The organism is Rhizobium sp. 62_C5_N11_2, from assembly GCF_051811185.1.
Taxonomy (GTDB): Bacteria; Pseudomonadota; Alphaproteobacteria; order Rhizobiales; family Rhizobiaceae; genus Rhizobium; species Rhizobium leguminosarum.
This window is the reverse complement of record NZ_JBPWPW010000001.1, coordinates 2,794,260-2,807,120: the sequence shown is the minus strand read 5'-3', so window position 1 is coordinate 2,807,120 and position 12,861 is coordinate 2,794,260. Positions and strand designations below refer to the sequence as shown.

Sequence of the window (12,861 nt, the reverse complement as noted above, 5' to 3'; positions counted from 1 at the left end):
TGAACAATTATCGGTGGCAACAAACACAAAGCCTTAGTAGTTTACCGCCGTTGCAATCGCCCACTTGATCTCGACCAGTTTCAGCCTTTGCAGCGATCTTTCCCGGGGCGGATGGCGCGGAGACGAGAGACCATGAGTGAAACGCGGCGCAAGCTGACGACGATCTTCTGTGCTGACGTGCAGGACTATACGCGGCTGATGGGGGCTGACGAGGAGGGGACGCTTGCGAGCCTGAAGCGCTGCCGAGAAGCGATGGGGCGCCTCATCGAAAGCCATGGCGGCCGCGTCATCAATACCTGGGGCGATGGGCTGATCGCCGATTTCCCGAGCGTGGTCGAAGCGGTGCGCGCGGCCGTCGACACCCAGAACGAACTCGCGGGCTTCAACGCCCGCCGTCCGGCCGACGGGCGCATGCTCTTTCGCATCGGCATCAATCTCGGCGACGTGATCGTCGAAGGCGAAGACATCTATGGTGACGGCGTCAATATTGCGGCGCGGCTGCAGGCTTCGGCTGCGGCCGGCGGCATCGTCATTTCAAGCACAGTCTACGATCAGGTGCGCAACAAGGTGGCTGTTGGTTTCGAGTTTCTCGGACCGTTGATGGTGAAGAATGTCGATGAAGGCGTGCCGAGCTACGCGGTGAAGATCGGCGATGCCAGGGACGAGACGCCGCCTGCCGAACGATCCGGCCCCGCGCGTCCGCAGCCGCAGCCGGCGGTTATGGCGGCGGCAATCTCCGAGGCAAGGCCGGCACCGCGCGAACGTAGGCTCTACGGCGTGCTCGCCGTCATCGCCGCTGTCCTGATCTGCATCAATCTGCTGTCATGGCAGGGCGTTTTCTGGGCGCGCTTTCCTGTGCTGGCGCTGGCCGTCGTCGCGGCGCTCGCCTGGAACCGCGACCAGACGCTGTTCAACCGCAAGATCACCTCGCTGGCGATCGTGGCGCTCGGCATTGCCGGCATCAACCTCTTCACCTGGACGGGGCAGTTCTGGGCGATGTGGCCGATACTGGGGATTGCGGCCGTCATGGGCGTGCGATGGTCGATGCGCCGATAGACATCCAACCCGCATCGTCAGAGATTTTGTGCAATATTTCGCCCGACAATCGGCGGTGTCAAAGACAGCGGCGAGTGTTCGTTCAAGCAAAAGTGAGCGGTCGGGTTATTTCCATTCTTTGCTGATATTACAAATCGGTAATGCCGGCTGCTTATGCTTGCCGGTGAGCTGTAAACGCGCGATATTGTCGCATCAGACGGGAATCTTGATCCCGCAGCGCCTCTTTCGACCGACCCTGGTCCAACCTCGAGTCCCTCTGGAGACGTGAATGGCCTTTTGGAAGCAGTTTATACTGTCGCTCATCGTCATTGTTGCCGGCTTTGCCGCGTGGGTTTTCTTTGTGCCCGGCGCCGGCGATACGATGCGCGATGCAGGTATTCCAGACAGCATCGTTTCCAAGATCGCGCCGAAGGCTGAGGAGACTGCGGATGCCGATGCTCCCGCCCGGGCGCAAGGGCAGCAGCGCGGCGACGGACAAGGGCAGGGACAAAACCGCCGCAACGGCGGCGGGCGCAACAGCGCCATTCTCGTCGCGACGCAGGCTGTCGTCCAGGGCGTCGTCAACGACCGGCTGAACGCCATCGGCACGGGGGACGCGATCCGCTCGGTGGCGGTCACGCCGCAGGCATCGGGCACGATCCGCGAAATCCTCATCAAGTCTGGTGACAGGGTGAAGGCCGGGCAGGTGCTCGCCAAGCTCGACAGCGAGGAGCAGGTGATCGCCCGCGGCCAGGCTGACGTGGCGGTCAAAGCCGCCGTCGAGAAGTCCAATCTCTATCACAATATCAAGTCCAGCGTGTCGCGCATGGACGTCTTCGATTCCGAGATTGCCGAGCAGGGCGCGCGGCTGCAACTGCAGGCCGCCGAGCTCAATCTCGCACGGCGCAACATCACCGCGCCGATCGACGGTATCGTCGGCATCGTGCCGGTTAATATCGGCGACAACGTCACGACGAGCATCCCGATCGTCACGCTCGACGACCGTTCGGAAATCCTCGTCGATTATTGGGTGCCGGAGCGTTTCGCCAATACTGTGTTGGTCGGTCAACCGGTCGAGGCGATGTCGGTGGCGCGGCCGGGACAGGTCTTTTCCGGCGTGGTCGAAGCCGTCGACAACCGCATCGACGCGGCAAGTCGCACACTTCGCCTGCGCGCCAAGATCGACAATAGTTCGGATGAGTTGCGCGCCGGCATGTCCTTCAGCGTCAGCATGAAATTTGCCGGCGACAAATATCCGGCGGTCGATCCGGTCTCCGTGCAGTGGGATTCACAAGGGTCATTCGTCTGGCAGGTCAATGACGACAAGTCGCGCAAGGTGCGGGTCAGCATCGTGCAGCGCAACCCGGATTTCGTGCTCGTCAAAGCTGACCTCAAGGACGGCGACAAGATCGTGACGCAGGGCCTGCAGCGTGTGCGTGAGGGCGGGGCTGTGCGTGTGAGCGCCGATGTCGCCGCGACTGCGGAGGTCGCCACCCAATGAGCGTGACCGAGATTCATCAGGACAGGGCCTCGGGCAAGCAGAGCTTCACCGCACTTTTCGTTCGCCGGCCGATCCTGGCGCTGGTGTTCAACACGCTGATGGTCGTCGCCGGCCTTGCCGCCTATGTCGGCGTCGAGGTGCGCGAACTGCCGGATGTTGACCGTCCCGTCGTCACCGTGCGCACCACCTTCGACGGCGCTTCGCCGCAGACGATCGACCAGGAGTTGACCAAGGTGATCGAGGGGGCGGTCGCGCGCGTCAGCGGCCTGAAGTCGATTTCGTCGACCTCTTCCTTCGGCCAGAGCCGGGTCACTCTGGAATTCTCGGATGCGATCGATCTCGCGGTCGCCGCCAACGACGTGCGCGACGCGATCGGCCGCATCACCCAGAACCTGCCCGACGAAGCGGACGCGCCGCAGATCGTCAAGGCGGATTCGGATTCCTCGGCGATCTTGCGACTTGCCGTCACCTCCACCAAGCTCAACATGGACGACCTGACGCAGCTCGTCGAAAACGAGGTGATCGATCGCCTCGCCTCCGTCGACGGCGTTGCCGACGTCGAGGAGTATGGCGACCAGGAGAAGGTCTTCCGCGTCGACGTCGACCAGGGCGCGCTCGCCAGCCGCGGGCTGACCATCGGCGACCTGACGAAGGCGCTCGACAATGCCGCACTCGACGTGCCGGCCGGATCGCTGAAGAGCAATACGCAGGATATCGTGGTGCGCGCCACCGCCAACCTGCAGACGCCGGCGGATTTTTCCAACGTGATCCTACAGGACCGCGTCCGGCTCGGCGACGTCGCGACGGTGATGCTCGGGCCGCGCGACGGCGAAACGGCGCTGCGCTCCAACGGCAAGCCGGGCATCGGCCTCGGCATCATCCGCCAGGCGCAGTCGAATACGCTGAACATCTCGACCGGCATCAAGGCGGCTGTCGACCAACTGTCGAAGACGCTGCCCGAGGGCACGACGATTGCCATCACCAGCGACGACGCCGTCTTCATCCAGGGCGCGATCCACGAGGTGGTGCTGGCGCTGGTGCTCGCCGCCGTCATCGTCACCGCCGTCATCTATCTCTTCCTGCGCGATTGGCGGGCGACGCTGATTCCGGCGGTCAGCATGCCGGTGGCGCTGATCGGCACGCTGGCGGCGATCTATATGGTCGGCTTCTCGATCAACATTCTGACGCTGCTCGCGATCGTGCTGGCGACCGGCCTCGTTGTCGACGATGCGATCGTCGTGCTCGAAAATATCGTGCGCCGGCGCGCCGAAGGCATGGGACCGCGCGCGGCCGCGGTGCTCGGCACGCGTGAGGTGTTCTTCGCCGTGATCGCCACGACGGCGACGTTGGCGGCGGTGTTCATTCCGCTCTCCTTCCTGCCGGGACAGGTCGGTGGACTCTTCCGCGAATTCGGCTTCGTGCTCGCTTTCTCGGTCGGGCTGTCGTCGATCGTGGCGCTGACGCTGTGTCCAATGCTTGCCTCGCGCATGCTGACGAAGCCGATGCTCGAAGATCACGGCGTGCTCGGCCGCTTCGGCGGGGCGCTTGCCAATCTCTACAAATGGGCTCTGCACGGCTGTCTCAACGCGCCCTTCGTGGTCATCCTGTTCTCGGTGATCTTTGCCGGTGCGGCACTCGTCGCCTTCTCGACGGTCAAGAGTGAGCTGACGCCCGAAGAGGACCGGTCGATGGTGATGATGCGGCTGACGACGCCGCAGGGATCGAGCCTCGAATATACCCGCGACAAGATGCAGCTCGTCGAGGAATATCTGCAGCCGCTGGTCGACAGCGGCGACATTCGCAACGTCTTCTCGATTTCCGGCCAGGGCGGTTCGCTGAACAGCGGCTTCATGGTGCTGACGCTTGCCCCCTGGGGAGAGCGCCAGAGGACGCAGGCGGAGATCGTCGGCGATATCAACCAAGCGGCCTCCAGGGTGCCGGCTCTGCGCGGCAATGCTATCTCATCGAACAGCCTGCGCATCCGCGGCGCAGGCAGCGGCGTGCAGATGGCGCTGATCGGCAATGATCACGAGGCGCTGACGGCGGCGGCCGCCAAGCTGGTGCAGGCGCTCGAGGCCACTGGCCAATACGAGACGCCGCGCCTGACTAACGAGCCCAGCCAGGCGCAGGTGTCGGTGACAATCGACCGCGAGCGCGCCTCGGATCTCGGCATCGACATAACCGGGCTTTCGACGGCAATCCAATCGCTGCTCGAAGGGCGCTCGGTGGTCGACGTCTTCGTCGACGGCGAATCCTATCCCGTGCTTCTGACCTCGACGACGCGGCCGATCGACGATCCGACCGACCTCGAGAACGTGTTCCTGAAGACCGGCGATGGAAAGATCGTGCCGATGTCGGTCATTGCCACGATGAAGGAAGGGTCGGTCGCGCCGCAGCTCAATCGCGAGCAGCAGCTCGCCTCCGTCGCGATCACCGCCGGACTCAGGAACGGCATGTCGCTCGGCGATGCCGTCAGCCAAGTGACGGCTCTTGCCGAGCCGCTGCTGCCACCAGGCTCCCGCCTGCTGCCGCTTGCCGAGGCGGCGACGCTCGAAGAGAATTCGAGCGGCATGGCGCTGACCTTCGGCTTCGCCATCGTCATCATCTTCCTGGTGCTGGCTGCGCAGTTCGAAAGCGTGCTGTCCTCGCTGATCATCATGTCGACGGTGCCGCTCGGTCTTGCCTGCGCCGTCTTCGCGCTTGTTATCACCGGCTCCAGCCTCAACATCTACAGCCAGATCGGCCTGGTGCTGTTGGTCGGCGTCATGGCGAAGAACGGCATCCTGATCGTCGAATTCGCCAATCAGCTCCGCGACCGGGGCGAGGATGTGCGGTCCTCGATCGAGAAGGCCTGCGCGCTACGCCTTCGCCCTGTGATGATGACGATGATCGCCACCATCCTCGGCGGCGTGCCGCTGGTCTTTGCCCATGGCGCGGGCGCCGAAGCGCGCGTTGCGCTCGGCTGGGTGATCGTCGGCGGTCTCGGTTTCGCGACGCTGGTGACGCTGTTCATCACGCCGGTCGCCTATCTGCTGCTTGCCCGCTTCGCCAAGCCGCACGCCCATGAGGAGGCGCGCCTGCACGAAGAGATGTCGGTCGCCACGCGGCCGCGCGCTGCGCCCGACGACGAGCAGCTGCAGGCCGCCGAATAAGGCGTTCATCCGATTTCGAAGGCCGCCGGACTGCCGCACAACCCCTTAAATCGGAATGGATTTAAGGATAAATTTTGCAGCAATTCAAGGTGCTACACCGTCCTTTGCGGGTCTGAAAAGACGCGGGGCGCTGTAATCGGGCGGCGCTCCTCATGGTGTATGAAACCTTGCGAAATAAGATAAATTACTTCTGAAGTTTAGTCGTTTGTTAAGCATAAACGGCAATGATTGTTATCAGTAACCGACTGGTCTTCTTCGTTTCTTGGAGGCCGCAACGCGCTGGAATTCCAGCGACCCCGGACATGAGAGTCCGCGCGGACGGTTCATTTCTTGTGCAGTTTGCGTCCTGTTGTGTTTTTGGAGTTTAGTTCCGTGAGTATTTACCAGCGCGTCTCGGTGGATGCGGCGCTTCATGTGCTGCGCGATATCAACCGCAATATGGCGGTCACGCAAAACCACATCACCACCGGCAAGCGCGTCGCGGAGGCCAGAGACAATTCCGTCTACTGGTCTGTCGCGACCACTGCGCGAACCGACAACAAGGCGATTTCAGCAATCCAGGATGCGCTCGGTATGGCGGCGGCGACGATGGGAACGGCCTATACCGGCGTTCAGAACGTCATCGATGTCGTCTCGGAGATCAAGGCCAAGCTGGTTGCCGCGACCGAAGATGGCATCGACAAGAACAAGGTCAACGAAGAGATCAAGCAGTTGCAGGAGCAGTTGCGCAGCGTCTCCGAGGCGGCGACTTTCAACAGCGACAACTGGGTGGTTCTCGACAACAACGCGACGCCGACCCAGCCGCGCCAGATCCCGGCCTCCTTCATCCGCAATGCCGACGGCACGATCTCGGTCGGCATGCTGAGCTACCATATCGACACGACGCCGACCGGGAGCACCTCCTCCAAGGACGCGCGCTACCTGATCGACGATCGCGCCACCGGTTCGGGCGAATACGGCGTGCTGACATCGGCCTATTTCGCCACCGAGCTCGGCGCCTCGCAGAATTATGTGCTGATGGAGAGCAAGAACGGCACGACCACGGGGCAGGTGGTGATTTCGCTCTCGGACGTCACGACGAAAGGACAGGTCAGCGAAATGATCAGTGTCGTCGATGCGGCACTGACGCAGCTGACGACAGTCGGTTCAGCCTTCGGCGCGTTGGAGAAGCGCATCAACCTGCAAAACGACTTCGCCACGAAACTCCACGACAACATCACCGCCGGCATCGGACGGCTTGTCGATGCGGACATGGAGGAAGAGTCCAGCAAGCTCAGGGCGCTGCAGACGCAGCAACAGCTCGGCCTGCAATCGCTGAATATCGCCAACGCGACCTACGATACGGTCAGGCAGTTGTTCCAGAATTTCTAAGAGTGCGGTCACCCAGCCATCCGCCCTCGTGGTTCGAGACGGCCTTTCGGCCTCATGACCATGAGGGCTGATTGTCGCGCTGGCCGCAGAGGCTATCGTTCGGCCATACCGTCGCGCAGGCGCACTACTCGCTAAAACTGGTGATATCTGCGCATTCCCGCAACATCGCTTCTGTTTCGGCGCCTGAAATTCCCCTATCAGGGGAACATCTTCATTTTCTTGCCGCAATCCTTGCCATTTGCTCGGATCAGTCGAACGGAGACCGTCCTGTCCATGATCAAAAAATTCGTACTTCTCGCTATTGCCGCAAGCTATCTCAGTGCCTGCACGACGACCGACCCCTATACCGGTGAACAGAAGGTTTCCAATACGGCGGGCGGCGCCGCGCTTGGCGCCCTCGGCGGCGCTCTCGTCGGCGTGGCTGTCGGCGGCGGCGGCCACGGCAAGCGCAATGCGGCGTTGATCGGCGCAGGCGTCGGCGCTCTCGCCGGCGGCGCGATCGGCAATTACATGGACCAGCAGGAATCCGAGCTTCGCGCGCAGCTCGAAGGCACCGGCATTTCGGTGACACGCAACGGCGACAACATCATCCTCAACATGCCCTCGAACATCACCTTCGACGTCGACCAGGACGCGGTGAAGCCGGGCTTCTATCCGACGCTGAATTCGGTGGCGATCGTGCTGCGCAAGTTCAACCGCACGCTGATCGACGTCAATGGCCATACGGATTCGACCGGCAGCCTGCAGCACAATCAGGACCTGTCGCAGCGCCGTGCGCTGTCGGTTGCCGATTATCTCGGCGGCCAGGGCATCGACCAGCGCCGCGTCTCCGCCGTCGGTTTCGGCCCGTCCCAGCCGGTCGCCTCCAATGCGAGTGAGGCCGGCCGGGCGCAGAACCGCCGCGTCGAGATCCAGATCGCTCCGATCACGCAGGGCTGAAGCGGATTTTCTACCTTTGAAGCGGCCGGGCCTAGCCCGGCCGTTTTTGTTAATGCTGCATCGTCGCACCCTTGGTGATCTTGTCGACGATCTTCTTTTCGGCGCGCAGCGCGATGCCGACCACCTTCGCGTCTTCGGGAGCAAATTCGGCGAAGACGGCGCGATTGGCTGCGTCGTGGCCGGTCGCAAACATCTCCTCGATGAACAGCGAGCTGGCAATATCGCGCTCCAGCGCGCGGCGGTGAACGGCTGACATCGTCGCCTCGTCGGCAGAGAGCACGATGATCGGCTGGATCGATAGCGGATTGTAGAGATTGCCAGCGCGGTCCCTATAGTCTTCGCCGATGATCTCCGGATGCCGGCCGGCGATGCCTGTCATCAGGAAGGCGGTGACGTTCAGCTTCTGCCAGCCGGCAAGATTGTTTCGCAGGACGACGGCAATTTTGGTATCAAACATCGGACGGTCTTTCACCTAACTACGGGTTATGGAGTATCGGGCGCGTTGAACCAGGATTTACATCCGCAGGTCTTCGAAGGTCTTGAACGTTTGTGCGCGGGACCATCCGGCAACGCCATCCTGGCTGCGCCGGCCTTTCCCGGCATCGAGCGCATCGCGGCGCAGTTCTCAGGCAATGCCTTCGAGCCGCACCGACACGATACCTATGCGCTCGGCGTGACCCTGAAGGGGGTTCAGACCTTTCGTTATCGCGGCGAGCGGCGCTTCAGCATGCCGGGACAGGTGATCGTGCTGCATCCCGATGAGGAGCATGACGGCGGGGCGGGGACCGAGGACGGGCTGCAGTACCGCATGCTCTATCTGGAGCCGTCGCTGCTTCTTGAATGCCTGGAAGCCGATGGCGTCGGCCTGCCTTTTGTCGATGAACCCGTTATCGGCGATCCCGCGCTGGCGGGCGTGCTGCTGGCAGCACTCGGCGAACTCGACCGCGAACTGGACGAGCTTTTCGTCGACGATTTCGTATCGCGGGTGACCGGCGAGCTGTCACGGCATGCGCGCATGCCGCGCCGGCCGCTCGGCGATGTCGCCTGGCGGCAGGCGCAGGCGGCGCGAGATTATCTTGAGGCGCATGCGACCCGGGCAGTGCATTCCCTAGAGCTGGAAGCGGTGACGGGGCTCGACCGTTTCGCGCTGTCGCGGCATTTCCGGGCGGTCTTCGCCACCAGCCCGCATCGCTACCTTTTGATGCGGCGGCTGCAGCGGGCGCGGGCGATGATCGGCGCGGGCGAAGGGATTTCCGATGTGGCGGCGGCGACCGGCTTTGCCGATCAGAGCCATCTCAATCGCCATTTCAAGAAGGCATACGGCATGACGCCCGGCCAGTGGGCAGCGCTCGCGCATAACTCCGCGCCGCGCTCTAAAGCGCGTCGCGTCAATCCGGATTCATGCGACGCGCTTTAAGTCTTTGATTTATGCATGTCGTTATCCCAAAACCGCTGCGCGCTTTTGGTGCGATATGCATCAAGCGGGATTTTCCGCAAGGCCGGAGCGGCGCGCGATGAAACGGGCGAGCATCGGGCCGATCATCAGGATCACCAGGAAGCGACCGGTCTGCATCGCCATGACGAAGGGCACGTCGACATCGCTGGAGGCGGCGATGATAGCGACGGAATCGGCGCCGCCGGGGCTGGTGGCGAGATAGGCGGTCAGCGGGTCTATGCCGGCGAAGACGTGAAGCGCCACCGCCATGCAGCCGCAGAGCGCCATCAGCAGCACGATGCAGGCCGATACCCTCGGCAGGGCGCGCGCCACGTGCTTGAGGATCGAGCGGGTGAAACGCAGGCCGATGCTCCAACCGACGAGCGCATAGGCGATGGCGAGCAGCCACATCGGCAGCTCGATCTTCAGGAGGCCCGTGCCCTGCAGCAAGGCGCCGAGAAAGAGCGGGACGATGATCGTGCCGCCCTGGAGGCGCAGGCGCCAAACGCCATAGGCACAAAAGGCCGCAAAAGCCATCGTCGCTGCAAAGTCCGGCCAGTCGATCTCGGGAAAGAGGACAAGCGGCGGCGGCTCGGCGCCGTCGGCTGCCACCCACAGGCGCGAGATCACCGAGGCGCCGACGGCGACGAAGACGACGCGCAGATACTGCATGAAGGCGACGAGACGGCCATCGGCGCCATAGGCTTCCGACATGATGACCATGGCGGAGGCGCCGCCCGGCGAGGAGCCCCATACCGCCGTCGTTCCCGGCAGCACCTGCCAGCGCGTCAGCAGCCAGCCGAGGCCGGTGGCGATGGCGATGACCGAGAAGATGAACAGCAGGAAGAGCGGCGCGTCCTTCGCCATGGTGCCGAGAATGTCAGGGGTGATGGTGCGCGCCATCATCAGGCCGACGAGGACCTGGCCGAACTGCAGCGGCCAGAAGGGCACGCGAAGCTTTCCCTTGCCGACGGTCAGCGCCAGTGCGATTGCCGCGACCATCGGTCCGATCAGCAGCGAGGCCGGCAGGGCGAAGAGCTCGAGGAAGACGACAAGAGCTGAGGAAAGCGCGAGCAGCAGCGCCCATTTCGGCAGGCCGGCATCCCGCAGCAGGCGGCTTGCGTCGCTGAGTGACATGATCCCCGTGTCTTTCCTGGCCGGCGCCAAGCCCTGAGGCTGAATATGGGAGGGGCTCCGGCATGACGAAAAAAGGCCGGCTACGAGAGCCGGCTGGCGCGGGTCCGGTATAGGCGGGTGGAAGACGAGCGGTCAATTGCGAAATTTGGCTACTCGGCGCCTTAAGATGCGAATTTGATTCATGTTGCCGCGCTAAGTCATTGTTTTTATGTATGTCTCCCTCTTGAGCCGCTGCGCGGTTTTGGGCGGGGTACCGTCACAAACGCACATGGCCGGCGAGAAAATCAAGCAGGGCGCGTACACGCGCCGGCAATAGCCCGCCCTGGCCCATATAGAGGGCGTAGAACTCCTCGAGATCGCCGGGATTGGCCTCTTCGAGCACCGGCACCAGGCGCCCGGCATCGATATCGGCGCGCACGGTGAAGGCGGCAAGGCGGGCAAGGCCGGCGCCTGATAAAGCGAGGTGGCGCATGGCTTCGCCGTCTCCCACCTGCACGCCGGGGGTGATCGGGATCATCAGCGTTTCGCCGTCCTCGCGCAGCGGCCAGCCCTCTACGGCGCGGGCGTAGGAAAAGCCGATGCGGCAATGGCGGCGGAGATCGGCAGCCGAGCGCGGTTCGCCGTGGCGCGATAGATAATCCGGCGATGCGACGACGATCTTGCTGGTGGCGCCAAGCTTGCGGGCGATCAGGCTGGAATTCTTCAACGGGCCGGCGCGGATCGCGACATCGGCGCGTTCTTCCATCAAGTCGACTATCCTGTCGGTATGGGAAATATCCAGCGTCACGGCCGGATGAAGCGCCATGAAGGCAGGCACGAGCGGCGCCAGCACATGGTTGCCGAAGGAGCCGCTGGTGTTGATGCGGATGCGGCCCGAGGCCTGTTCGCCTGTCGAGGCCTGACGTTCGGCTTCGGCGATATCGGCAAGGATGGCGATGCTGCGCTCGTAGAAGGCGCAGCCTTCCGGCGTCAGTTGCAGCCTGCGGGTCGAACGGTTGACGAGGCGGGCGCCGAGGCGTGTCTCCAGTCGGGCGACGAGCTTGCTCACAGCCGACGGCGTCATGCGCCGGGCGGTAGCGGCGGCGGAAAAACCGCCACGTTCGACGACGCTGACGAAGACTTCCATTTCGCCGGAGCGATTGATGTCCTGACGACTCATGATGAATTTAAGTCACAAATGATTTGCTTTTAGGCAATCTATATCATCGAGAGACCAAGGTCTATCTCATAGGAAATACAGGAGACAGATCCATGGACTACAGAAATCTTGGCGCCTCCGGCCTCAGAGTGCCGGTCTTGAGCTTCGGCGCGGGCACATTCGGCGGCAGTGGTCCCCTGTTCGGCGCTTGGGGCAATACCGATGCGGAAGAGGCGCGGCGGCTCGTCGACATCTGCCTTGAAGCGGGTGTCAATCTCTTCGACACAGCCGACGTCTATTCGGCCGGCGCCTCCGAAGAGGTGCTCGGCCAGGCGATCCGCGGCCGGCGCGACGCTGTGCTGATTTCGACGAAGACGGCACTGCCGATGGGCGAGGGGCCGCAGGACTGGGGAACGTCGCGGGCGCGGCTGATCCGCGCGACCGAGGATGCGCTGCGCCGGCTCGGGACCGACTATATCGACCTCTTGCAGCTTCACGCCTTCGATGCCTCGACGCCGGTCGAGGAGGTGCTGTCGACGCTCGACGGGCTCGTCGCCGCAGGCAAGATCCGCTATGTCGGCGTTTCCAATTTTGCCGGCTGGGAACTGATGAAGTCGCTCGCCGCCGCCGAGCGCCACGGCTATCCGCGTTATGTCGCCCATCAGGTCTATTATTCGCTGGCAGGGCGCGATTACGAATGGGAGCTGATGCCGCTTGGCGCCGACCAGGGTGTGGGAGCCCTCGTCTGGAGCCCGCTTGCCTGGGGACGGTTGACCGGCAAGATCCGCCGCGGCCAGCCGCTGCCCAAGGCAAGCCGGCTGCACGAGACGGCGCAATACGGCCCGCCTGTCGACGACGAGAAGCTATTCGACATCGTCGAGGTGCTGGACGCGATCGCATTAGAAACCGGCCGGACGGTGCCGCAGATCGCCATCAACTGGCTGCTTAACCGGCCGACGGTATCGAGCGTCATCATTGGCGCCCGCAACGAGGAACAGCTCCGGCAGAACCTCGACGCGGTCGGCTGGAGCCTGTCGAGGGAGCAGATCGAAAGGCTCGACGCCATAAGCACTGTCACGGCGCCCTATCCCTATTTTCCCTATCGCAGGCAGGCGGGTTTTGGGCGGCTCAATCCGCCGATTGTCTGAGGTGC

At 63.2% G+C, this 12,861-nt stretch carries 10 protein-coding genes; 7 read left to right on the top strand and 3 right to left on the bottom strand.

Translation table 11 applies throughout. The features are described 5' to 3' along the window. Positions 1–132: 132 nt before the first annotated feature. The 5 genes from AB8B31_RS14165 (at position 133) to AB8B31_RS14145 (ending at position 7,998) form a co-directional block, all read left to right on the top strand. Complete coding sequence (locus AB8B31_RS14165) at positions 133–1,056, top strand: adenylate/guanylate cyclase domain-containing protein (protein ID WP_112904116.1); 924 nt, start codon at positions 133–135, stop codon at positions 1,054–1,056. A gap of 268 nt (positions 1,057–1,324) precedes the next feature. Further along, positions 1,325–2,536: an efflux RND transporter periplasmic adaptor subunit gene (locus tag AB8B31_RS14160; protein WP_112904114.1), complete on the top strand. Its 1,212-nt coding sequence runs from the start codon at positions 1,325–1,327 to the stop codon at positions 2,534–2,536. Beyond that, positions 2,533–5,688: an efflux RND transporter permease subunit gene (locus tag AB8B31_RS14155; protein ID WP_112904112.1), complete on the top strand. Its 3,156-nt coding sequence runs from the start codon at positions 2,533–2,535 to the stop codon at positions 5,686–5,688. Before AB8B31_RS14160 ends, AB8B31_RS14155 begins: the two co-directional genes overlap by 4 nt. 372 nt (positions 5,689–6,060) lie before the next feature. Beyond that, the gene (locus AB8B31_RS14150; protein WP_018242826.1) at positions 6,061–7,059 is read left to right on the top strand and encodes a flagellin N-terminal helical domain-containing protein; all 999 of its coding nucleotides are present in this window, start codon (positions 6,061–6,063) and stop codon (positions 7,057–7,059) included. Between the two features lie 273 nt (positions 7,060–7,332). Beyond that, complete coding sequence (locus AB8B31_RS14145) at positions 7,333–7,998, top strand: OmpA family lipoprotein (RefSeq protein WP_012758248.1); 666 nt, start codon at positions 7,333–7,335, stop codon at positions 7,996–7,998. A gap of 49 nt (positions 7,999–8,047) precedes the next feature. On the opposite strand, the gene AB8B31_RS14140 is transcribed toward AB8B31_RS14145, so the two are convergent. Beyond that, positions 8,048–8,455, bottom strand: coding sequence for a DUF2000 family protein (locus tag AB8B31_RS14140; protein ID WP_018242825.1), 408 nt, complete (start codon positions 8,453–8,455; stop codon positions 8,048–8,050). A 45-nt stretch (positions 8,456–8,500) separates the two neighbouring features. On the opposite strand from AB8B31_RS14140, the gene AB8B31_RS14135 reads away from it, so the two are divergent. After that, on the top strand, positions 8,501–9,415 hold the full coding sequence (locus AB8B31_RS14135) for an AraC family transcriptional regulator (RefSeq protein WP_018446523.1): 915 nt from the start codon (positions 8,501–8,503) through the stop codon (positions 9,413–9,415). A gap of 60 nt (positions 9,416–9,475) precedes the next feature. Here the strand turns inward: AB8B31_RS14135 and AB8B31_RS14130 are convergent, their stop codons facing one another. Continuing rightward, entirely contained in the window at positions 9,476–10,570 is a 1,095-nt protein-coding gene (locus tag AB8B31_RS14130; protein WP_018242823.1) for an AbrB family transcriptional regulator, read from the bottom strand. A gap of 256 nt (positions 10,571–10,826) precedes the next feature. Beyond that, complete coding sequence (locus AB8B31_RS14125) at positions 10,827–11,729, bottom strand: LysR family transcriptional regulator (protein WP_130652753.1); 903 nt, start codon at positions 11,727–11,729, stop codon at positions 10,827–10,829. Positions 11,730–11,821: 92 nt separating this feature from the next. Between AB8B31_RS14125 and AB8B31_RS14120 the strand changes: the two genes are divergently transcribed. Beyond that, positions 11,822–12,856: an aldo/keto reductase gene (locus AB8B31_RS14120; RefSeq protein WP_130652752.1), complete on the top strand. Its 1,035-nt coding sequence runs from the start codon at positions 11,822–11,824 to the stop codon at positions 12,854–12,856. Positions 12,857–12,861 lie beyond the last annotated feature (5 nt).